We start from the raw sequence: 21,691 nt of genomic DNA on the forward strand, positions 1-21,691 counted from the left end.
GCTGAGCCCCCGGGGCCAGGAAAAGCAGCGGCTTCGAGAACGCCGCGGCCGCGAGGATGCGGTCACGAGTAGGCGGCGGTCACGAGAAGGCCGCGCTCGCGAGACCGCGGCGGTCGCGCGGCCGGGCCCCGAACCAGCCCGGCCCCGCGCCTCTCAGAGCCAGTCGCCGCGCGCGGACTCCTGCTCGGCGCCGATGGTGGTGTCCGGGCCGTGCCCGGTGTGCACCACCGTGTCCGCGGGCAGCTGGAACAGCCGCTCGCGGATCGACTCCTCGATCGTCTCGCGGGAGGAGAAGGAACGGCCGGTCGCACCGGGCCCGCCCTGGAACAGGGTGTCGCCGGTGAACACCGCACCGAGCTCCTCGCTGTAGTAGCAGGTGGAGCCGGGGGAGTGGCCGGGGGTGTGCATGGCCTCGAGGTTCACCCCGGCGATGGTGAACATGTCGCCATCGGCCACATCGTCATCCCAGGGCAGATCCCCGTGGGTGAGCTGCCAGACCTCACGGTCCGCGGGGTTCAGCAGGATCGGGGCCTCGAGCGCCTCGGACAGCTCAGGGGCGAAGCGCACATGGTCATCGTGGGCGTGGGTGAGCAGGATGCCCACGCATTCGCGGTCGCCGACGAGCTCTTCGACGGCCTCGACGCTGTGCGGGGCGTCGAACACGATGCACTGCTCATCGTCGCCGAGCACCCACACGTTGTTGTCGACCTCGAAGGTCTCGCCGTCCAGGGTGAAGGTGCCGGAGGTGGTGGTGTGGTCCAGTCGTGCGGTCATGGAGCTCTCCTCAGAAGTCATGGTGCTGGTGTGGTGCTGGCGTGGGGTGGGCCAGTGCGCTCAGGCGCCGATCATCGCGACGGTGCGCAGGTTCATGCCGTCATGCAGACCATTCAGGGCCGCATCCACGCCCTCGAGGTCGGTGCGGCCGGTGACGAAGCGGTCCAGCGGCAGGCGCCCCTGCTCGAACAGGTCGATCAGGTACGGGAAATCCCGTTCCGGCAGGCAGTCGCCGTACCAGGAGGACTTCAGCGCCCCGCCTCGGCCGAAGACGTCCAACAGCGGCAGGGTCACCTCCACGCCGGGGCGCGGAACGCCCACGAGCACAACGCGGCCGGCGAGGTCACGGGCGTAGAACGCAGTCTCGTAGGTCTGCGGGATGCCGACGGCGTCGACCACCACATCGGCCCCGAAACCGCCCGTGAGCTCGCGGACCTTCTCCGCGATCTGCTCGGGGGAGAGGTCCTTGGTGGACAGGGTGTGGGTGGCGCCGAGCTCCTTTGCGGCAGCGAGCTTCTTCTCGTCCAGATCCAGGCCGATGATCGTCGTGGCCCCGGCCATGCGGGCGCCGGCGATCGCGGCGCAGCCCACACCGCCCAGGCCGATCACGGCGATCGATTCGCCGCGCTGGATCTGCCCGGTGTTCACGGCGGCGCCGATCCCGGCCATCACCCCGCAGCCCAGCAGCCCGGCGACCTCCGCCGGGGCGTTCTTCGAGACCTTCGTGCACTGGCCCTCGTGGACCAGGGTCTTCTCGGCGAAGGAGCCGATGCCCAGCGCCGCCGTGAGCTCGGTGCCGTCGGTGAGGGTCATGGGCTTCGACGCGTTGTGGGTGTCGAAGCAGTACTGCGCGACGCCCTTGCGGCAGGCGCGGCACTGCCCGCATACGGCTCGCCAGTTCAGGATCACGTAGTCGCCCACTGTCACGTGGGTGACGTCCTCGCCGACCTGGGAGACGTAGCCGGCAGATTCGTGGCCTAGCAGGAAGGGGAAGTCGTCGGTGATGCCGCCGTCGCGGTAGGCGAGGTCGGTGTGGCACACGCCGGTGGCGGCGATGTCCACCACGACGTCGTTCGGGCCCGGATCGGGGATGACCACATCCACGAGCTCGGCGGGCTGGTTCGCGGCGCGGGCGATGACGCCCTTGACGGTCTGAGACATCGGGGGTCCTCTCGTCGAGAGCAGGGGTTTCCCGTCAGCCTATCGGGCCGATACCGCTCGTGATCGGTTCCGGGTCGACCACAGCGGGGACACCTCGGCGCACCGGGGCCCGGCCCCCTAGAATGGTCAGGTCCTGTGCGGTCCGCCCTGCCTCTGGCGCGGGCCGCTCCTGTCGCCGGACGAAAGAGACTCCGTGTCCCAGACACCTCCTGCCCCTGACGCCGGACTGCCCACGGCCGTCACCGAGCCCGTCGTCACCGCCGCCGTGACCGCTGCCCTCGAGGCGATCGCCGCCGCGTCCTCCACCGCGGAGCTGAAGCAGGTGCGCATCTCCCACCTGGGCGATGACGCGCCGATCACCGTGGCTGGCCGCTCCATGCGCGAGGTCCCCAAGGAGCACAAGGCCGCCACCGGCAAGCTCGTCGGCGAGTCCAAGGGGCGGATCTCCAAGGCGCTTGCCGCCCGACAGGAGGAGCTCACCGCCGCCGAGCAGGAGCAGGCGCTCGCCACCGAGACGGTGGATGTCACGCTGCCCACGGATCGTCGTCCGCGCGGCGCCCTGCACCCGCTGACCACCCTCACCGACCGGATCGAGGACTTCTTCATCGGGATCGGCTGGGAGATCGCCGAGGGCCCGGAGATCGAGTCCTCTTGGATGAACTTCGATGCTCTGAACGCGGACCCCGAGCATCCCTCGCGCTCCTTGCAGGACACCCTGTACCTCGCGCCGGAGGACTCCGGGATGCTGCTGCGCACCCAGACCTCCCCGGTGCAGATCCGCGCCATGCTCGAGCGCGGCGCTCCGCTGTACGTCGCCTGCCCCGGCACCGTCTACCGGGCCGATGAGATCGACGCGACCCACTCGCCGATGTTCCACCAGGTGGAGGGCCTCGCGATCGACGAGAACCTCACGATGGCGAACCTCGTCGGCACCCTCGACGCCTTCGCCGCGCACCTGTTCGGCGGCAGCCCCGTCACGCGCCTGCGCCCCAACCACTTCCCCTTCACCGAACCCAGCGCCGAAATGGACTTCCGCTGCTTCAGCTGCGAGGCACGCCTGGGCACCGACCACGACCCCGCCCCGGACTGCCGCGTCTGCGGCGGCACCGGCTGGATCGAGATGGGCGGCTGCGGCATGGTCCACCCCGACGTGCTGCGCGCCGCCGGCGTGGACCCCGAGCGCTACCAGGGATTCGCCTTCGGCCTCGGGATCGAGCGGCTGCTCATGCTCCGCAACGGAGTGGCCGATATGAGGGACATGATCGAGGGGGACGTCCGCTTCTCCCAGCACTACGGGACGGAGATCTGAGATGCCGCGCATTCCCCTGACCTGGCTTTCTGAGCACACCACCCTGCCTGTCGGCGCGAGCGCCGAGCAGGTCGCCACCGACCTGTCCCGCGTGGGCCTCGAGGAAGAAGCGATCTTCGGCGCCCAGGTGACCGGGCCGCTCGTCGTCGGCCGTGTCCTCGACCTCGTCAAGGAACCGCAGAAGAACGGCAAGACCATCAACTGGTGCCGCGTGGACGTCGGCCCCGAGCACAACGAGGACCTCGACAACCCCAAGGACCCCCAGCCCGGCGAGGAACGCCCCTCCCGCGGCATCATCTGCGGTGCCCACAACTTCGAGCCCGGGGACCTCGTGATCGTCTCGCTGCCCGGAACCGTGCTGCCCGGCCCGTTCCCCATCGCCGCCCGCAAGACCTATGGACATTTGTCCGACGGCATGATCTGCTCCGGGGAGGAACTGGGCCTGGGCCCGGACCCCGACGGTGTGGACGGCATCATCGTGCTGGGCCGCGGCCACGGCGCGGGGCTGACCGGTGAGCCCGGCGACGACGCGGTCTCCCTGCTGGGACTCGGCGATGAGGTCGTCGAGATCAACGTGACGCCCGATCGCGGCTACTGCTTCGCGATGCGCGGCGTGGCCCGCGAGTACGCACACGCCACCGGCGCGGACTTCACCGACCCCGCCACCACCGTCAAGATCCCCGAGCTGACCGGCGCCGGGATCCCCGTGCAGCTGCGCGATGAGTCCCCGCTGCACGGCACGGATGGCTGCACGCGGTTCGTTGCGCTCGAGGTGCGCGGGGTGGATCCCACCGCCCGCACGCCCCGCTGGATGGCTCGCCGCCTCACCCAGGCCGGGATGCGCCCCATCTCCCTGATCGTGGACGTCACCAACTATGTGATGCTCGACCTTGGGCAGCCGCTGCACGCCTACGACGGCGAGAAGCTCGTCGGCCCGATCGTGGTGCGCCGCGCCCGAGCGGGGGAGAAGCTCACCACCCTCGATGACGTGACCCGCACCCTCGATCCCGAGGACCTGCTGATCACCGATTGCGCCGGGCCCGACGGGGACCGCGTGCTGGGGCTCGCGGGCGTCATGGGCGGCGCGGACACCGAAGTCACCGAGACCACGAAGAACGTCATCCTCGAGGCCGCGACCTTCGACCCGGTGAGCATCGCCCGCACCGCGCGGCGCCACCGCCTGCCCTCCGAGGCGTCCAAGCGCTTCGAACGCGGCGTGGACCCGCAGATCCCGCTGATCGCCGCGCTGCGTGCCGCCGAGCTGCTGGCCGAGTACGGCGGCGGCACCCTGGACCTGCGCCACACCGACGAGGGCACAGTCACCGAGCCCGCTGCGATCACCGCGCGGATCGATGATGCCCAGCGCATCGTCGGCATCGACTACACCCCCGAGCAGGTCACCGGCAGTCTTGAGCAGATCGGCTGCATAGTCGAGCCCGGCGCGGACGGGACGCTCACCGTCACTCCGCCGAGCTGGCGGCCGGACCTCACGATCCCCGAGGACCTCGTGGAGGAAGTGGCGCGCCTGGTGGGCTACGAGCAGATCCCCTCGCAGCTGCCCACCGCCCCCGGGGGCCGCGGACTCACTCGTGCCCAGCAGGGCCGCCGCCATGCCGCCCGCGCCCTCGCCGAGGCTGGACTGACGGAAGTGGCGTCGTACCCGTTCATCCCAGAGTCGGTCTTCGATGTGCTGGGTTACGAGGCCGATGACGAGCGCCGCCACGCCGTGCGCCTGCTGAACCCGCTGGCCGATGATGAGCCGCTGCTGCGCACCGAGCTGCTGCAGACCCTGCTGCCGGTGGCTCGCCGCAACCTGGGCCGCGGCGAGGAGTCCGTGGCGATCTTCCAGCGCGGCAGCACCTCGCGCGCGAGCGAGCAGAATGCCCCGGTGCCGGCCCCTGCGGCCCGGCCCAGCGACGCGGAGCTTGAGGCGATCTTTGCGGCCCTGCCGCAGCAGACCGGGGCGATCGCCGCCCTCATCGGCGGAGCCTCGGGACCGGACTCCTGGCAGGGCGCCCCGGAGGCGTGGGGCTGGGCCGATGCGCTGGACCTCGCCCGACGCATTGCGGCCGCCGTCGGCGCCGATCTCGAGGTTCGCCAGAGCCAGCACGCTCCCTTCCACCCCGGTCGCGTCGGGCAGCTGCGTGTGACCGGCGCCGAGGGGGAGTCCCGCGTCGTGGGTCATGCCGGGGAGCTGCATCCTGCCGTGATCCAGCACTATGGCCTGCCCGCTCGCAGCGCCGCCCTCGAGCTGGACCTCGAGGCCGTGATCGCTGCCGCCCCCGCGGTGGTGCGCGCCGAGCCGGTCCCCACCTACCCCGCGGCCAAGGAGGACTTCGCCTTCGTGGTCGATGAGTCCGTGCCCGCAAGCGCCGTGGAGGCCGCGATCGTGGTGGGTATCGGAGACCTGGCCGAGAAGGTGCACCTGTTCGACGTCTTCACCGGCGAGCAGATCGGCGAGGGCAAGAAGTCGCTCGCATTCTCGGTGCGGCTGCGCTCCACCGAGGGCACGCTGGATGCGAAGAAGATCGGGGCTGCGCGGGAGCGCTGCATCACCGCGGTGGCGGACGCCGTCGGCGGGGTGCTGCGCGCATGACCAGCATCTCTGCTCAGCCGCGGTCGGCGCTGGTGAGCCACCGACCCGGCCACGGCTGAGTCGATGCCCTGCGGAAGCACGCCCACCGGCCTTCACGACGCCCGCTATGTGGGCCTCAGCCTCGACGTGGGCCGCAAAGCCTTCCATCCCGGCGCCGTCATCGGTCTGATCCGGCGCATGGCGGAGCTGGGCTTCACGGCGCTGCATCTGCATCTCACCGAGACCCACCGGGTGGGGGTGCAGCTGCCGGGCTTCGAGCACCTCGCCGCCCCGGACGCCTGGGATGCGGAGGATGCGGCACAGATCGTGCGCGCGGCCGATGCGGCCGGAATCGCCCTCATTCCCGAGATCGACCTGCCCTCCCATGCGGGAGCGCTGCTGGCCGGACGTGAGCACCTGCACCTCAGGGACCGCACCGGCGCTGTGCACCCGGACCGGCTGGACATCTCCCACCCCGAAGCACTCGAGCTCGCCCTTGCCCTCACGGAATCCGCAGCCCGGATGTTTCCCGGCGAGGCGATCCACCTGGGCGGGGATGAGTTCTTCGCGGCCCCGTGGGAGGACGAAGAGGCCCAGCGCGCCGACCGCTTCCCTTCTCTCGTCGAGCACGCTCGCGCCGTCGCCGGCCCGGAGTCCACGGCGCTGGACTCCTACGCCCTGTTCATGAACGCGCTCGCCGAGCGGGCGCTGGAGCGTGGACAGATCCCGCTGCTGTGGAACGACCACATCGTCCCCGCGCGGGAACACCCCCAGGTGCCGATCACCCGCGAGGCGGTGGTGGATGTGTGGATCCGCTGGCGGGAGTGGACCCCGTCGGTCACCGATTACCTGGACTCCGGGCACCGGGTCATCAACTCCCACGGGGACCAGCTGTACTTCGTGCTCTCCGCCGATGGGGTCCCCGAGCCGCACGGCCGACGCCGCTTCGGTCTGCTCGCGGACACCTTCCACCCCCGCCGCTTCATGGGCCTCGCCGCCCAGGATGTTCACGTGGAGATCCCGCCGGTGCCGGTGGGGGAGGCGGACCCGGTGCTCGGAGCCTCGCTGTCCGTGTGGTGCGATGCACCGGAGGTGCTCGGCGAGCGGGAGACCTTTGCGCTGCTGGACACGTGGCTGGTGCCGTTCGCGCGGATCATGCACCGCGTGCGGCCGGCCCGCGGACAGGCCTCTGGAACGTGACAGGATGGAGGTCCGACCTCTCAGCCCGCCTCGAGGAGGACCCGTGGTCACGAGCCCGCGACACCGCACCGGCCTGCAGATGGCCTACTTCCGCACCTGGCACGACGAGGCCTGCGATCCGGCGAAGCCCAACCGCTTCGGTGATATCCCGGCCGACGTCGATGTCGCATTCGTCTTCCCGGACTTCACCCCGCCCCAGAACCGCTTCTGGTCGGTGCTGCGCGAGGAGTACGTCCCCGAGCTGCATGAGCGCGGCACCGCCGTGGTGCGCACCTGTGACATCGGCCTCCTGCTGGACGAGGATTTCCCGGACACCGACGCCGGGCACCGTGCGCTCGCGCAGAAGCTCATCGAGGAGCTTGTCCTCGAGCACGGCCTGGATGGCCTGGACGTGGACATGGAGCGGCGGCTCGAGCCGGTGCAGGCCGCACGGGCCGCGGGCGTGTTCCACGCTCTTTCCGAGCAGCTGGGTCCTCGTTCCGGCACCGAGCAGCTGCTGATCTACGACACGAACCTCGGCGGTGATGAGCAGGTGTTCCGCGAGACCGCCAGTGCGTTCGACTATGTGCTCGTCCAGTCCTACGGCCGGGGCGTGGACACGCTCCAGGGCACCTGGGAGAGTTTCGCCGGACAGATCGACCCGGCTCAGTACCTGATCGGTTTCTCCTTCTACGAGGAGTTCGACCTCAACCGCTGGGACGACACCTCTGAGCCGTTCGAGAGCTCCCGCGCGGCGGCCTTCACTGACTGGCAGATGGACGGCGCCACGAAGGGTGGAGTGTTCTCCTACGCGATAGACCGTGACGGCGTCGCCTTCCTCGATGACGAGATCACCCGCACCGACTACACGTGGACCCGTCGGATCGGCGAGCGGCTGCGGGCGGCCGATGCGCGCTGAACCACGCTGAGCGGAGCTGCGCGCCGCAGCCGGTGCCGACATCCGGAGAGTTCCGCCCCGTGCAGCGGCCTGACTCGCAGGACCGGTGCCGGAATAGCGGACGGGCCGTTCCCTCCGCGAGGAGGGAACGGCCCGTTGGCGTGTGCTCAAGGATCAGGCGGGCTTGATCGCCATGAGCAGGTTGGTGAGATTACCCATGCCGCCCACACGCGGGAAGTAGTCCACATCCGCCGGATCCGGGAAGCCGGTCCAGTTGATGGTGGAGTACATGACGCCGGTGCCGCCGCCCTGGACCGGCGCGTGCGGCGCCTGCTCCAGGAAGGCCTGCTGCACACCCTGGACGCCTTCGGCGATCTGATCCTGCGTCTCCGGGGTGTTCAGCGTCGAGACGAGGATCTGCATCTTCGTCTCCGCCTCCTCGCCCCATTCCCAGCGGCCCCAGTTGCCGTTGTTGGTCTCTTCCTCGATCGGCTTGACCGGCTGGTCGTACATCGTGTAGTTCGACCAGGGGGAGCCGGGGTAGCCGAGGCCCGAGGCGACGATGTCAAACTCGCCGGTGGCCAGGATCGTGTCCATGACGTCCTTGGGCTTGGGGTCGAAGGTGACCTTGACGCCAAGGTGCTCCTCCCAGTTGGAGACCACGATCGGCATGGTCACCATGAAGGTCGCGTTGTCGTTCTGGATGTTCAGCAGCAGCTTGTGCTCCTTGCCGTCCTTCTCCAGGTTGCCCTGATCGTTGACGGTCCAGCCGGACTCCTCCAGCGCCGCCTTCGCGCCCTCGGCGTCCAGCTCCATGGGGGAGTTGAACTCAGGCTGCTGCAGGGACTCGTTGAGGATGGGGTCCACACCTGCGGCGTTGGGCAGGGTGTAGCCGATACCGGAGGCCTCCATCACCTTGGTGTAGTCAATCGCCGCACGGAACGCCTTGCGGACGTTCACATCGGCCATGGGGGACTCCGGACGCGCGGTCATGAAGATGATGCCCTGGGAGGCACCGTCTGCGATGAAGGAGTAGTGGTTGGTCTCCGCCTGGTCGGCGAACCCATTGACCACGCCGGGGGCGCCGCCCTCAGCGAAGTCGACGTTGCCCTTGGTGATCTCGGTCTCGATGTTGCCGGCCTGGCCGGAGGGAACGAACTGCACCTCGCCCACCTGGGAGGTGCCGCCCCAGTAGTCATCGCGCATGGTGTAGGTGACCAGCTGGGTGTCAAAGGATGCCAGGGTCGCCGGTCCGGTGCCGACGGGGTTGTCCATGATGTCCTGCGGGAATTCGAGCTTGTCGCCGTCCTGGTACACGTGCGCGGGCACGATCGGGTAGTACAGCGCGAGGTTCACCTCCTGCTGACGCTGATCGCTGTTGTACTTGACGATCACGGTGTGCTCGTCCGGCGTCTCGATCGGGTCCGAGAGCCACACGAACTCGTCCTCGGCAGGCTTCGGGTTGGGCTTGCCGTAGATGGAGCCCAGCGTGAACAGGACATCCTTCGAGGTGAACGGCTCGCCGTCGGACCAGGTCACGCCCTTGCGCAGGTGGTAGGTGACCTCCTTGCCGTCCTCGGAGTGTTCGGCGGACTCGGCGAGCATGGGCAGCAGCTGGCCACCGTCCTTGGAGGACAGACGAAACAGCGGCTCGTACACGAGGTCCAGGCCCGGCGCGGTGTCGCCGCCGCCGTAGCGATTGAAGTTCTTGGCGAACTGGTTGGTGGCGGTCACGCCGGTGCCGATGACGAACAGGCCGCCGCCCTCGCCGCCGCCGTTGTCGCTGCCTCCGGAGCCGCCCTTGCCGCCGGAGCAGGCGACTGCAGCCGTGCTGACCGCGCCGATGCCCAGGGCTCCGAGCACGCCGCGGCGGGAGATGTTGCTAGAGATCATCCTCGATCATTCCTTTGTGGGGTGAGCCGCGGGAGCGGCAGGGGTGGGTGGGGTGAAATCGGGTCGGTCGCCGGCCAGGACGCACAGCACTTCGCGCCCGTCCGGGCCGGTGTAACGGGGGATGGGGGCGCCGGTGCATTCCGGACGGGCCAGGGGACAGCGGTTGGCGAAACGGCAGCCGATCACCTCCACGGAGTTGTCCACTGGTGCCGCAGAGGATGTGGCCAGTGCCGCCGAATGCCCTGACCCCTTGTAATGGGCGGGGTCCGGAGCGGCATCCAGCAGCAGCTGGGTGTAGGGATGCACGGGATCAGAGACGATCGCTTCGGTGGGGCCAGCCTCGATGATCTTCCCGCCGTACATGACGTTGATGCGATCTGAGAGGTACCGGGCAGAAGCGATGTCATGGGTGATGTACAGGACCGCCAGACCCCGTTCATCGCGCAGGTCCGCCAGCAGGTTCAACACCTCCAGGCGGATCGAGGCATCCAGCATCGAGGTGGGCTCATCGGCCAGCAGAACCTTGGGGTCCACCGCGAGGGACTTCGCGATCGCCACGCGCTGGCGCTGACCGCCAGAAAGATCCGTCGGGTAACGGTCGATGTACCGCGAAGCCGGCGTGAGGTTCACCTTCTCCAGCAGCTCAGCGACCTTCTGCGCCACCTTCTTGCGGCCGGAGGCGATCTTGTGGATCCGCACCGGGCGTTCCACGATGTGCCGGATCTTCTTCAGGCTGTTCAGCGAGGCGAAGGGATCCTGGAAGATCAGCTGCACGTCCCGGAAGTAGCGTCGCTCATCCTTCGCGGCTTTCTCGAGCGGCACCCCGGAGACCTCCACCTCACCGGAGGTGGGGCTGTACAGCAGAGAGAACACGCGCGCCAAAGTGGTCTTGCCGGAGCCAGACTCGCCCACGAGTGCGGCGATCTCGCCTTCATGGAGGGTGAAGTCCACTTCGTCCAGGGCGCGCACGGTCCGCTTGCCGTTCGGGGTGTCCACGCGGAAATGGACGGAGAGCCGACGAGTGGTGAACACGCTGTTGCGCTCGGCGGCCACCTCGGCGGCACCCGCAGCGGTGTGGCTGACGCTCATCGGTTCTCCTCCGCGGTGGTCTCGGTGACAGGGCTGCCCGGGGCGGGGATCTCCCCAGCGCGGTGACAGGCCACGAAGCCGTGGTCGTTCGGAACCAGCGGCGGGCGCTCCTCACGGCAGCGATCGATTGCGAGCGGGCAGCGCGGGTGGAAGGCGCAGCCACTGGGCAGATCCAGCAGGTCCGGCGGGGTGCCGGGGATGCCTTCGAGGCGGGTGACCGGCTCGGACAGCGGGGGGAAGGATGCGCGCAGGCCGCGCGTGTAGGGGTGTTCAGGATTGGCGAACAGGTGCTCCGGCATGCCGATCTCGACGATTCGTCCGGCGTACATGATCGCGATGCGGTCAGAGATCTCCAGCAGCAGCGACAAATCGTGGGTGACGAACACGATCGCAAAGCCCAAGGTGGCCTGCAGCTGCAGGATTTGGGTGAGGATCTGGCGCTGCATGACGACGTCCACCGCGGTGGTGGGCTCGTCCATGAACACGACTTCCGGATTGGAGGCCAGCGACAGGGCGATCAGAGCCCGCTGCTGCATACCCCCGGAGAGCTGGTACGAGTAGGACCGCAGCCGCGAGGAGGGGATGCCCACCATCTCCAGCAGCTCACCGGCCCGCTCGCGTGCGAGCTTCTTGGTCATGGACTTGTCATGCTCCATGATCACGTCGATGAACTGGCTGTCCAGGCGCATCACCGGGTTCAGCGATGCCATCGCGGACTGCATGACGATGGACAGCGAGTTCCACCGGTAGCGGCGCAGGCCGTCGCGGTCCAGGGCGGTGAGGTCCACCGGCTCCCCGTCGGTGGGATGGAAGATCACCTGTCCGGCAGACGTGACCGCTGGGGGCCGCTGCAGGCGCGAGAGGGCGTTGAGCAGAGTGGATTTGCCGGAGGCGGATTCCCCGGCGATGCCGAGGATCTCGCCTCGCCGTAGCTGGAGGTTCACATCGCGGCAGGCCGGTACCTCACCGGCTTCGGTGACGTAGGTGACGTCCAGCTCGCGGGCCTCGAGCAGCAGTGGCGAGCGTTCTAGGCGCTCGGTGATCTGCGCGGTGGTCTCGACGACGATCTGGTTGGCGTCGACGACCTGCTCGGCCGTGACGTGCGCCGGGTCAGTGGTGGTGGGGGAGTTCACGAGGTCGCTCCGGTTCGGGCCGTCGGGGTGGATGCGGTGGCGGACTCGGACACCTGACGCGGGTTCTCCTTGAGGAACTTCCGCATGAGGGCCATGCGCTTTGAACTCAGCGTGGGGTTGGTGATCTCGTCGATCCCGAAGTTGACCATCGTGGTGGCGAAGCCCAGCAGCGCGAGGCACAGGCCAGGCGGGACGAACCACCACCACATACCGCGGAACAGGGCGTTCATGCCGAAGGCGTAGTTGATGATCAGTCCCCAGCTGGGTTCGGCGGCGCTTCCGATGCCGAGCATCGCCATGGACGCCTGCATGCCCACGCCGGCGGCGATAAGGGTCAGGAAGATGGGGGAGAGGATGCCGAACAGGTGCGGCATGACCTCCACGAACACCACGCGGAATTTCGATTCGCCGATAGTGCGCAGCGCAGCGGTGAAGTCGCGGCCGCGCAGGCTCAGCGCCTGGGCGCGGATACGGCGCGCCCCGCCGGTCCATTCGAACAGGCCGATCAGCACCGAGACCACGATCAGCGGCATCTCGCGCCAGAAGGTCGCGGCGATGATCAGAACCGGGAAGGAGGGAATGTTCTGGAAGACCAGGATCACGCCGTTGAGCAGGCGGTCCACGATGCCACCGAGGAAGCCCGCCGCAGTGCCCATCGCGATCGCGATGAGGGAAGCGATGATCGCGGAGGCGAAGCCGACGAACATCGAGTTGTAGGTGCCGTGCAGCATCCAGGTGAGCACGTCCTGGCCGGAGACGGTGGTGCCCAAGGGGTGCGACCAGGAGGGCGACGCGCCCATGGCGTCGGGGAAGATGGTGGTGGGGTTGCGGTCCAGCACATGCGTGGCAAAGGGCTTTCCGGCCACAGCCACCAGAGCGAAGAAGCCGATGATGGCCAGGCCGATGATGACCTTGGGGTTCTCGAGGAAGCGACGGGTCATCGGTCAGTTCCCCTCTCGGGTACGCGGGTCCAGCAGCACGTACACGCTGTCGGCGATGAAGTTGAAGACCAGGCTCATGACGATGACGATCAGGAGCAGAGCCTGCATGAGGGGGTAGTCGCGCACGGCGGTCGCCGCACCGATCAGGCCGCCCAGGCCGGGGTAAATGAACACCGCCTCGGCGAGCACGACTGCCATGAGCACCCCGCCCATGGACATTGCCAGGCCGGTGATGTTCGGTAGCAGTGCATTGCGTGCGGCGTAGCCATTGCGGACCCGTTCATCGGACAGCCCCTTGGCGTAGGCCAGGTGCACGTAATCCTCGTTGACCGTCGTGATCATCATGTTGCGCATGCTGAACAGCCAGCCGGTGAAGCCCACGACGATCAGGGCGAACAGCGGCAGGATGGAGTGGTAGGCGATCGACAGCAGGAAGTCGATGTTGCCGAGCTCCGCGGGGCGAATGCGCTGGTTGACCGCGCCCTGGGCGGGAAACAGGCCCTTGCTGTAGGACAGGTACCACACCAGCAGCAGGCCCAGCCAGAACGGCGGGATGGAGGAAAAGAACATCGCGAACGGCGTGATGATCGAATCCATCAGGCGACCGGGCTTCCACCCCAGACGCGCGCCGAGGTATGTGCCGATGATCCAGCCCAGCAAGGTGGAGATGAGCCCCAGGTACACCGTCCAGGGCAGTGCCTGGCTGATGAGGTCGGTGACCTCCATCGGGTAGTACATGATCGAGCGGCCCAGGTCGAGGCGCGAGAGCTGCTGGAGGTAGTTCCAGAACTGCTCCCAGATCGGCCGATCAGGGTCGCCGTACATGTTGTGGATGATGCGCATCTGGTACTCAGAAGGGCGCTGGCCCGTCTTCTCGTAGATGTCGCGGATCATCGACTGCGCAGGGTCATTGGGCATTAGGCGCGGCAGCACGAAATTCAGCACCACGGAGATGAGGAACACCACGATGTAGGTGCCCAGGCGCTTGGCCAGGAAGATCAGGTTGGGAGGGACTCGGCGGGCGCGAGGCCTCGCGGGCTGTTGTGGGACCGCATCGCCGGTCTCGGCGGCGGTGACCTGTCCTGTGCTCGTCGTCACGGGTTCTCCTGCGCTCGCACCATCGTCGGTACTTCGGGGTGGGGTCGGCGCGGCGCTCCGCGGGCGTCGTCGCCTCGGACCACTTAACCGTTGAAGCACAGAGTAGTACGCGCTAGAGGTCCGACCTATCCTCCGAGGTCTGTCTTTCTCGAATCGTTACCTCGGGATCAGCGCCTGCGGCATGGCCCCGGCAGAAACCCGACGGGGTCGGGCCCGCGCTCGCGGACCCGGCCCCGTGCATGTCAGCCCCTTAGGGGCGCTCAGCTCACTTCGACGGCGTGAAGTCGCTCACCGTATGGATCAGGTTGGTGTAACCGCCCACGCGGGGGAAGTGGTCGATGTCCTCCGCCTTCTCCAGGCCCGAATACTTCTTCGTGGTGTACATGCCGCCGGCGCCGTTGGACTGCACCGGGATGTATGGAGCATCGTCGAACACCGCCTGCTGCAGCGTTTGGCAGTGCTCGGTGATCTTCTCAACGTCATCCGCCGGGGTCTTGGTGTCGCCCTTGGCCTGCGCGGGACCGTAGACCTCCGGTGGTAGCGGGAGAACTCATCCTTCAGCATCGTCTCGTAGATCACAGTGTCCAGTCCGGTCACCGAAGGGACGGTGTACCCGATGCCGCCGGCCTGCGCCACGATCTCCATGTAGACGGCGGAACGGAGCGCCTTGCGCACCGCCCTCGGCCCAATCAACCTTGCCCTGGGTGATCTGGGACTCGATGTTCCCGGCGGTGCCGGAGGGCACGAAGTGAACCTCAGTGATGCCCTCGGGCAGCTCGCCCCAGTAGTCATCACGCAGTTCGACGACGATCAGCTGGCCGGCGAAGCTCTTGACGATGCCGGGGCCGGTGTCCACCGGCTCCTTGTCCTGGTAGTTCGTGCGGTCCTTGTCCTTGTAGATGTGCTCGGGGTAGATCGGATAGTAGAGCGACAGCGGCAGATCCTGGGTGAACTGCGGCTGGTTGTAGGTCACCACGACGGTGTGATCGTCCGGCGTCTCGATCTCCTTGGCGAGCCACGGCATGTTGCCGTCCTCGTCCTCTTCCGTACCGGGGTCGCCGTACACGAATCCGTTGGTGTACGCGACGTCCTTGGACGTGAACGGCGTGCCGTCGTTCCAGGTGACGTCGGTGCGCAGGGTGTAGGTGGCGACCTTGCCGTCCTCGGAGTACTCCACGCTCTCGCCCAGGTTCGGCACCAGCGCGGAGCCATCCTGCGAGGTGATGCGGAACAGCGTCTCCCAGAACAGGCCGTTGCACGGCGCGGAGTCACCGCCGCCGATGTCCGAGAGGTCCGATCCTCCATCGGCCTTGTCGTTGCCGCCGCACGCGGCGAGCCGGGCGGTCAGAGGCAGTCCGAATCCGCCGACGGCGAGCGCTTATCGGCGTGAGAACTGACGAGGGGTGTGGGACATGGGAACTGCTCCTTTGCAGAATCCTCGTGATCAAGGAAGGGGAATCCGGGCCTGACGTGACGGTGCGCACGCTCTGCGGACCCACATTGAGACTATGCATGATTCTGCATAGAGTTGCGCGCATGTCGCAGAGCACTCCGGCCGCCACCGCATCGGCCTCCCTCAAACCGACCGCCGCGCGCCCTCGCGTCGCGCTCGTCGGCGCCTCCGGATACGCCGGTGGGGAGAGCCTGCGCCTGCTCGCCGGCCACCCGGGCCTTGAGATCGGCGCCCTCACCGCGCACTCCACCGCCGGATCGCCGCTTCGCGAGATCCTCCCGCACCTGGACCTCGGGGAGGACAGGCCCCTGCAGGAGACCACCCTCGAGAACCTCCTCGGCCATGACGTCGTGATCCTCGCCCTGCCCCACGGGCAGTCCGGACAGATCGCCGCCCAGCTCGAGACCGCGAGCCCCGACACCCTTGTGGTGGACCTCGGCGCTGATCATCGCCTCGAGCGCGCCGCCGACTGGGAGGAGTACTACGGCAGCGCACACGCCGGCACCTGGACCTACGGCATGCCCGAGCTGCCACTCGCAGACGGCACCCGCCAGCGCGATCACCTGCGCACTGCACGGCGCATCGCCGTGCCCGGCTGCAACGCCACCGCCGTGACCCTCGCCCTCACCCCGCTGCTCGCCGCCGGGCTCGTGGACCCCGCGCAGCTGCAGGCCGTGCTGCCCGTCGGCTACACCGGTGCCGGGCGCACCCCCAAGCAGCATCTGCTGTATGCGGAGGCAGCCGGCGGCGCAAGCCCCTACGCCGTGGGCGGCACCCATCGGCACATCCCCGAGATCCTGCAGAACATCCGCCGCGCCACCGGCATCGAAGACGCCCGCCTCACCTTCACCCCGGTGCTCGTACCCATGAGCCGCGGCATCCTCGCGGTATGCAGCGCACCCGTCGGCCCCCAGGTCACCACCGCGGACCTCCTGGCCGCGCTGGCCGAAACCTACGCGGGCGAGCACTTCATCCACGTGCTGCCCGAGGGCACAATGCCCGCCACCTCCCAGGTGACCGGCGCGAACACCGCCCGCATCGGCGCCGTCGTGGACCGTCGCAGCGGGCACGCCACCGTCCTGTGCGCCATCGACAACCTCATGAAGGGCACCGCCGGTGCTGCGGTGCAGTCCATCAACCTCGCGCTCGGCCTGCCGGAGAACACCGGCTTGACCCGCACCGGGCTCGCCCCTTGACCCGCGCCGCCGCCCACGCACCAGCCCGCCCCACCCCAGCCCGGAGGCACCCATGAGCATCACCCAGCCGCGCGGATTCCGCGCCAGCGGCGTCACCGCCGGACTCAAGCCCAGCGGCAACCCCGACGTCGCCCTCGTCATCAACGACGGCCCCCTCGACGTGGCCGCGGGCGTGTTCACCACCAACCGCATCGAAGCCGCCCCCGTCACCTGGTCCCGCCAGGCCCTCACCGACGGACGCGCCCGCGCCGTGATCCTCAACTCCGGCGGCGCCAACGCCTGCACCGGCCCCGACGGCTTCGCCGATACGCACCGCACTGCCAAGCACGTCGCGCAGCTGCTGGACGTCTCCGCCCAGGACGTCCTCGTGTGCTCCACCGGGCTGATCGGCGAACGTCTCCCGATGGACAAGCTCCTGGCCGGGGCCGATGCGGCCACCGCCGCCCTCGCCACCGGGCCGGAGGCGGATGCAGCGGCCTCTGCGGCGATCATGACCACCGACACCCGCCCCAAGACCGCCAGCACCACCCTGCCCAGCGGCGTGAGCGTGGGCGGCATGGCCAAGGGAGCCGGCATGCTCGCCCCGCAACTGGCGACCATGCTCGTGGTCATCACCACCGATGCGGTCCTCACCGCCGAGCAGGCCCAGCAGGCCCTGAGCGCGGCCACCGCCGTCACCTTCGACCGCGTGGACTCCGATGCCTGCATGTCCACCAACGACACCGTGCTTCTGCTGGCCTCCGGCGCCTCCGGCAGCACGGCGGACCCTGCCGAGATCGCCGAGGCCGTGCGCGCGGTGAGTGCAGACCTCGCCCGCCAGCTCGTGGCCGATGCCGAAGGCGCCAGCCACGACGTGCACATCATTGTCTCCGGCGCCACCACCGACGCCGCGGCGCTCGCCGTCGCCCGCGAGATCTCCCGCTCCAACCTCGTCAAGGCCGCGATCTACGGCAACGACCCCAACTGGGGGCGGATCATCGCCGCCGCCGGCTGCGTCCCCGCGGAGGTCGCCCCCTTTGATCCCGCGGACCTGGACGTCCGCGTCAACGGCGTCATGGTCTGCCGCGGCGGCGGTGTGGGGGAGGACCGCGAGCTGGTGGACATGAGCCCGCGCGAATGCCTCATCGAAGTCTTCCTCGGTGCCGGGGAGGCCAGCGCCGACATCTGGACCAACGACCTCACCCACGAGTACGTCGAGGAGAACAGCGCCTACTCCACCTGAGAGCACCCGTTCGCACCCTCCCACCGTCCCCGCCACCCGCTGCTGACAGCCCCTTGCTCCGATCGGAGGAATGCCCATGACCGGCAAGAACCCCCTCGCTGAGCTCGAACCCCACCAGGTCGAGGCCCGCGAGAAGTCCGCCGTGCTCATCGAGGCCCTGCCCTGGATGCAGCGCTTCGCGGGAACAATCGTCGTGGTCAAATACGGCGGCAACGCCATGATCGACGAGGAGCTGCGCCGCGCCTTCGCGGCCGACATCGTCTTCATGCGTCAGGCCGGCATCCACGTGGTCGTCGTCCATGGCGGCGGACCGCAGATCACCCGGATGCTCGACCGTGTCGGCATCGACTCGCAGTTCCGCGGCGGCTTCCGCGTCACCGATGAGGAGACCATGCGGATCGTGCGCATGGTGCTGGTCGGCCAGGTGGGCCGGGAGCTCGTCGGACTGATCAACCAGCACGGCCCCTACGCGATCGGCATGAGCGGCGAGGACGGACGGCTGCTGGCCGCCGAGCGCCGCACCGCCGAGGTGGACGGCGAGGCGGTGGACATCGGCCTGGTCGGAGCTGTCACCCAGGTGCGCCCCGCCGGCATCCAGGACCTGCTCGAGGCCGGGCGGATCCCCGTCATCTCCTCGATCGCACCCGAAGTGGATGCCGCTGGCACGCCCACGGGCGCGGTGCTGAACATCAACGCCGACCTCGCCGCCGCCGCAATCGCCGAGGGACTGGACGCGGAGAAGCTCGTGATGCTCACCGACATCGAGGGTCTGTACCGCGACTTCCCCGACCGCGACTCGCTGATCCCCGAGATCTCCGCAAGCGAACTGCGGACCATGCTCCCCACCCTCACCGAAGGCATGGTCCCGAAAGCCGAAGCGCTGCTCGAAGCGGTCGATGCGGGCGTGCGCACCGCCGCGATGATCGACGGCCGCATCGAACATGCCGTGCTGCTGGAAGTGTTCACCACCAAGGGCGTGGGCACGATGGTCAGAAGGGACGACTATGTCTGAGCAGGAAAGCCCGATGAGCACCACCCCCACCCAGGAGAGCCTCACCGCCCGCTATCGCGACGCCCTGCTGCCCGTCTTCGGCACCCCGCAGCGCGTCCTTGTGCGCGGACAGGGCGCGCACGTCTGGGACGCCGACGGGACGCAGTACCTGGACTTGCTGGCCGGCATCGCGGTGAACGCCCTGGGCCACGCGCACCCCGCCGTGACCGGAGCCGTCAGCGAGCAGCTCGCCACGCTCGGCCACATCTCGAACTTCTTCACCTCCCCGGCGCAGATCGAGCTCGCCGAGCAGCTGCTGCATCTCGCAGGCGCCCCTGCCGGCTCCGGCGTGTTCTTCGCGAACTCCGGCTCCGAGGCCAACGAGGCGGCTGTCAAGATCGCCCGCCGCACGGGACGCGGCCGGATTCTTGCGCTCGAGAACTCCTTCCATGGCCGCACCCTCGGCTCTCTGGCCCTGACCTGGAAGGAGGCCTACCGCACCCCCTTCGAACCGCTGCCTGGAGGCGTCGAGTTCCTGCCCGCTGGCGATGTGGCGGCGCTCGAGCAGGCCCTCACCGACGGTGAGGTCGCCGCCCTCATCGCTGAGCCCATCCAGGGCGAAGCCGGGGTGAGGCCCCTGGATGGCGAATACCTGCGGGCCGCCCGCCGCCTCACGCGCGAGCACGGCGCCCTGCTGATCCTCGACGAGGTGCAGACCGGCGTGGGCCGCACCGGGCACTGGTTCGCCCACCAGGCGGTGGAGGGCCTGCAGCCCGATGTCATGACCCTCGCCAAGGGTCTCGGCGGCGGGTATCCCATCGGCGCCGTCATCGCCTACGGGCCCGCCGTCCATGACCTCCTGCAGCCGGGCCAGCATGGCACCACCTTCGGCGGCAACCCGCCCGCGGCCGCCGCCGCCCTCGCCGTGCTGCGCACCTTGCACGAGGAGCACCTCCTGGAGCACGCTGCGTCGCTCGGCGAGCAGATTGCGCGCGAGGTCATGGCCCTGGGGCATCCGCTGATCACCGGGGTCCGCGGTGCCGGGCTGCTGCGCGGCATCGAGCTGGCCGCGCCCATCGGCCCACGCGTGGTGACCGCCGCCCTGGAGCAGGGATTCATCATCAACGCCACCGGCCCCACCACGCTGCGCCTCGCGCCGCCGCTCATCATCACCGCCGAGCAGCTCGCCACCTTCACCGCTGCGCTGCCGGCCCTGCTCGATGCCGCCACCGAAGGAGGTCACTGACATGCCCCGCCACTTCCTGCGCGACGATGACCTCGCGCCGACTGAGCAGAAAGAGGTGCTGGCCCTCGCCCTCGACCTCGCGGGCGACCGCTTCGCCCGTCGGCCCCTCGAGGGACCGCGCACCGTCGCGGTGCTGTTCGACAAATCCTCCACCCGCACCCGCGTCTCCTTCGCCACCGGCATCGCCGAGCTGGGCGGCAGCCCCCTGGTGATCGAGGCCGACTCCAGCCAGCTGGGCCGCGGCGAATCCATCGCCGACACCACCCACGTGCTCACCCGCATGGCCTCCGCGATCGTGTGGCGCACCTTCGGGCAGGACCGCATCGACCAGATGGCGCAGGTCGCCACGGTGCCGGTGATCAACGCCCTGACCGATGAGTTCCACCCCTGCCAGATCCTCGCCGACCTCATGACCATCGCCCAGCACACCGGGGGACTGGCCGACGGCGATGCCGCGCTCGCCGGACGCTCCCTCGCCTACCTCGGCGATGGCGCGAACAACATGGCCCACTCCTATCTGCTGGGCGGAGCGAATGCCGGCATGGATGTACGGATCGCCGCCCCGAGCGCCCATCAGCCCGATCCCGCGGTCCTCGCCGACGCGCACGTGATCGCTGAGCGCACCGGCGGCAGCGTCACCGTCACCACGGACCCGCACGAGGCCGCTCGAGGCGCCACCGCCGTGCTCACCGACACCTGGGTGTCGATGGGACAGGAGGGCGAGGACGGCCGCGGGGAGGACACCTTCGCTCCCTACCAGGTGACAGAGGAGATCATGGACCTCGCCGGCCCGACGTCCCTGTTCCTGCACTGCCTGCCCGCCTACCGCGGCAAAGAGGTCACCGCCGAGGTGATCGACGGGCCCCGCTCGGTGGTGTGGGATGAGGCGGAGAATCGCCTGCACGCCCAGAAGGCGCTGCTGACCTGGCTGCTCGAACACCCCGATGAGAAGACCGCCGCCCATGCCCGACCCGTGGAGGTGACCCGATGAGCGAGCCCCGTCGCGTCATGGCCCAGACCAAGACCTCCCGGCAGCGGCACATCGTCCAGCTGCTGACCCTGCAGGAGGTCTCCTCCCAGGCGCAGCTGGCCGAGCTGCTGACCGCCGCCGGATTCGAGGTCACCCAGGCCACGCTCTCCCGGGATCTCGTGGAGCTGCAGGCGGAGAAGGTCCGCGGCTCCACCGGGGCGCTCGTGTACCGCCTGCCGCCCGAGAACGGCACCGGCCGCCCCGCGGGAGAGGGCAGCGAGCTGCTCGAGGCGCGTCTGCCCCGCCTCGCCGAAGGCCTGCTGGTCTCCGCCGAGGCGAGCGGCAACCTCGTGGTGGTGCGCACCCCACCGGGCGCTGCGCAGTACCTCGCCTCGGCGATGGACCGCTCCGTGATGCCCGATGTGCTGGGTACCATCGCGGGCGACGACACGGTGCTGCTGGTGGCCCGCGACCCTGCCGGCGGCGACCGTCTGGCCGAGCGTCTGCTGAACCTCGCCGAGGGACGCCGCGATGCCCCCGAGCCCGGCACACCCCCGTCGGCC

Annotated in this window: 19 protein-coding genes; 10 read left to right on the forward strand and 9 right to left on the reverse strand. The window is 69.0% G+C overall.

Features of this window, described 5'->3' with window-relative positions; all coding sequences use genetic code 11:
- Positions 1–153: 153 nt before the first annotated feature.
- Both MU407_RS00640 and MU407_RS00645 read right to left on the reverse strand, forming a co-directional pair.
- Entirely contained in the window at positions 154–774 is a 621-nt protein-coding gene (locus MU407_RS00640) for an MBL fold metallo-hydrolase (RefSeq protein WP_246954628.1), read from the reverse strand.
- A gap of 60 nt (positions 775–834) precedes the next feature.
- On the reverse strand, positions 835–1,935 hold the full coding sequence (locus MU407_RS00645; protein ID WP_158239487.1) for an S-(hydroxymethyl)mycothiol dehydrogenase: 1,101 nt from the start codon (positions 1,933–1,935) through the stop codon (positions 835–837).
- Positions 1,936–2,128: 193 nt separating this feature from the next.
- Between MU407_RS00645 and pheS the strand changes: the two genes are divergently transcribed.
- From pheS to MU407_RS00665, 4 genes are all read left to right on the forward strand, one after another.
- Positions 2,129–3,244 (forward strand): phenylalanine--tRNA ligase subunit alpha, encoded by a 1,116-nt coding sequence (gene pheS, locus MU407_RS00650; protein WP_246954630.1) that lies wholly within the window; start codon positions 2,129–2,131, stop codon positions 3,242–3,244.
- A 1-nt stretch (position 3,245) separates the two neighbouring features.
- Positions 3,246–5,840, forward strand: a complete 2,595-nt coding sequence (gene pheT, locus MU407_RS00655; RefSeq protein WP_246954632.1) for a phenylalanine--tRNA ligase subunit beta — start codon at positions 3,246–3,248, stop codon at positions 5,838–5,840.
- Positions 5,841–5,903: 63 nt separating this feature from the next.
- The gene (locus MU407_RS00660) at positions 5,904–7,019 is read left to right on the forward strand and encodes a family 20 glycosylhydrolase (RefSeq protein ID WP_246954634.1); all 1,116 of its coding nucleotides are present in this window, start codon (positions 5,904–5,906) and stop codon (positions 7,017–7,019) included.
- A 43-nt stretch (positions 7,020–7,062) separates the two neighbouring features.
- Positions 7,063–7,917, forward strand: a complete 855-nt coding sequence (locus tag MU407_RS00665) for a hypothetical protein (protein WP_246954636.1) — start codon at positions 7,063–7,065, stop codon at positions 7,915–7,917.
- A 153-nt stretch (positions 7,918–8,070) separates the two neighbouring features.
- Here MU407_RS00665 and MU407_RS00670 read toward each other — a convergent pair whose 3' ends face one another.
- The 7 genes from MU407_RS00670 to MU407_RS00700 all read right to left on the reverse strand — a co-directional run bounded on the left by MU407_RS00670 (position 8,071) and on the right by MU407_RS00700 (position 15,248).
- Positions 8,071–9,789, reverse strand: coding sequence for an ABC transporter substrate-binding protein (locus tag MU407_RS00670; RefSeq protein WP_246954638.1), 1,719 nt, complete (start codon positions 9,787–9,789; stop codon positions 8,071–8,073).
- A 6-nt stretch (positions 9,790–9,795) separates the two neighbouring features.
- Positions 9,796–10,878: an ABC transporter ATP-binding protein gene (locus MU407_RS00675; RefSeq protein ID WP_102237017.1), complete on the reverse strand. Its 1,083-nt coding sequence runs from the start codon at positions 10,876–10,878 to the stop codon at positions 9,796–9,798.
- The gene (locus MU407_RS00680; RefSeq protein WP_246954641.1) at positions 10,875–12,011 is read right to left on the reverse strand and encodes an ABC transporter ATP-binding protein; all 1,137 of its coding nucleotides are present in this window, start codon (positions 12,009–12,011) and stop codon (positions 10,875–10,877) included. Before MU407_RS00680 ends, MU407_RS00675 begins: the two co-directional genes overlap by 4 nt.
- Positions 12,008–12,952, reverse strand: coding sequence for an ABC transporter permease (locus tag MU407_RS00685; RefSeq protein WP_246954646.1), 945 nt, complete (start codon positions 12,950–12,952; stop codon positions 12,008–12,010). The genes MU407_RS00680 and MU407_RS00685 overlap by 4 nt, the downstream gene beginning before the upstream one ends.
- A 3-nt stretch (positions 12,953–12,955) precedes the next feature.
- A complete protein-coding gene (locus MU407_RS00690; protein ID WP_246954648.1) occupies positions 12,956–14,050 on the reverse strand; it encodes an ABC transporter permease in 1,095 nt (364 codons plus the stop codon).
- Between the two features lie 265 nt (positions 14,051–14,315).
- The gene (locus MU407_RS00695; protein ID WP_246954650.1) at positions 14,316–14,486 is read right to left on the reverse strand and encodes a hypothetical protein; all 171 of its coding nucleotides are present in this window, start codon (positions 14,484–14,486) and stop codon (positions 14,316–14,318) included.
- 114 nt (positions 14,487–14,600) lie between these two features.
- Positions 14,601–15,248, reverse strand: coding sequence for an ABC transporter substrate-binding protein (locus tag MU407_RS00700; RefSeq protein WP_246954652.1), 648 nt, complete (start codon positions 15,246–15,248; stop codon positions 14,601–14,603).
- Positions 15,249–15,586: 338 nt separating this feature from the next.
- Between MU407_RS00700 and argC the strand changes: the two genes are divergently transcribed.
- The 6 genes from argC to MU407_RS00730 form a co-directional block, all read left to right on the forward strand.
- On the forward strand, positions 15,587–16,699 hold the full coding sequence (gene argC, locus MU407_RS00705; protein WP_246954653.1) for an N-acetyl-gamma-glutamyl-phosphate reductase: 1,113 nt from the start codon (positions 15,587–15,589) through the stop codon (positions 16,697–16,699).
- A gap of 52 nt (positions 16,700–16,751) precedes the next feature.
- The gene (gene argJ, locus MU407_RS00710; RefSeq protein ID WP_246954655.1) at positions 16,752–17,921 is read left to right on the forward strand and encodes a bifunctional glutamate N-acetyltransferase/amino-acid acetyltransferase ArgJ; all 1,170 of its coding nucleotides are present in this window, start codon (positions 16,752–16,754) and stop codon (positions 17,919–17,921) included.
- A gap of 76 nt (positions 17,922–17,997) precedes the next feature.
- Positions 17,998–18,933 (forward strand): acetylglutamate kinase, encoded by a 936-nt coding sequence (gene argB / locus MU407_RS00715; RefSeq protein WP_246954657.1) that lies wholly within the window; start codon positions 17,998–18,000, stop codon positions 18,931–18,933.
- A 13-nt stretch (positions 18,934–18,946) separates the two neighbouring features.
- Positions 18,947–20,158: an acetylornithine transaminase gene (locus tag MU407_RS00720; RefSeq protein WP_246954660.1), complete on the forward strand. Its 1,212-nt coding sequence runs from the start codon at positions 18,947–18,949 to the stop codon at positions 20,156–20,158.
- A 1-nt stretch (position 20,159) separates the two neighbouring features.
- The gene (argF, locus tag MU407_RS00725) at positions 20,160–21,149 is read left to right on the forward strand and encodes an ornithine carbamoyltransferase (RefSeq protein WP_246954663.1); all 990 of its coding nucleotides are present in this window, start codon (positions 20,160–20,162) and stop codon (positions 21,147–21,149) included.
- Positions 21,146–21,691, forward strand: a 546-nt coding sequence (locus MU407_RS00730; RefSeq protein WP_246954666.1) for an arginine repressor, incomplete at its 3' end; no start/stop codon positions are given. The genes argF and MU407_RS00730, both read left to right, overlap by 4 nt.

The organism is Brachybacterium sp. Marseille-Q7125 (genome assembly GCF_023062615.1).
Classification (GTDB): Bacteria; Actinomycetota; Actinomycetes; order Actinomycetales; family Dermabacteraceae; genus Brachybacterium.

What these genes read in the sequence shown, in the direction of transcription:
- MU407_RS00640 (WP_246954628.1), bottom strand. Translation starts at nt 774, where the DNA reads ATGACCGCACGACTGGACCACACCACCACCTCCGGCACCTTCACCCTG.
- MU407_RS00645 (WP_158239487.1), bottom strand. Translation starts at nt 1,935, where the DNA reads ATGTCTCAGACCGTCAAGGGCGTCATCGCCCGCGCCGCGAACCAGCCC.
- pheT (WP_246954632.1), top strand. Translation starts at nt 3,246, where the DNA reads ATGCCGCGCATTCCCCTGACCTGGCTTTCTGAGCACACCACCCTGCCT.
- MU407_RS00660 (WP_246954634.1), top strand. Translation starts at nt 5,904, where the DNA reads ATGCCCTGCGGAAGCACGCCCACCGGCCTTCACGACGCCCGCTATGTG.
- MU407_RS00670 (WP_246954638.1), bottom strand. Translation starts at nt 9,789, where the DNA reads ATGATCTCTAGCAACATCTCCCGCCGCGGCGTGCTCGGAGCCCTGGGC.
- MU407_RS00675 (WP_102237017.1), bottom strand. Translation starts at nt 10,878, where the DNA reads ATGAGCGTCAGCCACACCGCTGCGGGTGCCGCCGAGGTGGCCGCCGAG.
- MU407_RS00685 (WP_246954646.1), bottom strand. Translation starts at nt 12,952, where the DNA reads ATGACCCGTCGCTTCCTCGAGAACCCCAAGGTCATCATCGGCCTGGCC.
- argC (WP_246954653.1), top strand. Translation starts at nt 15,587, where the DNA reads ATGTCGCAGAGCACTCCGGCCGCCACCGCATCGGCCTCCCTCAAACCG.
- argJ (WP_246954655.1), top strand. Translation starts at nt 16,752, where the DNA reads ATGAGCATCACCCAGCCGCGCGGATTCCGCGCCAGCGGCGTCACCGCC.
- argB (WP_246954657.1), top strand. Translation starts at nt 17,998, where the DNA reads ATGACCGGCAAGAACCCCCTCGCTGAGCTCGAACCCCACCAGGTCGAG.
- MU407_RS00720 (WP_246954660.1), top strand. Translation starts at nt 18,947, where the DNA reads ATGAGCACCACCCCCACCCAGGAGAGCCTCACCGCCCGCTATCGCGAC.
- argF (WP_246954663.1), top strand. Translation starts at nt 20,160, where the DNA reads ATGCCCCGCCACTTCCTGCGCGACGATGACCTCGCGCCGACTGAGCAG.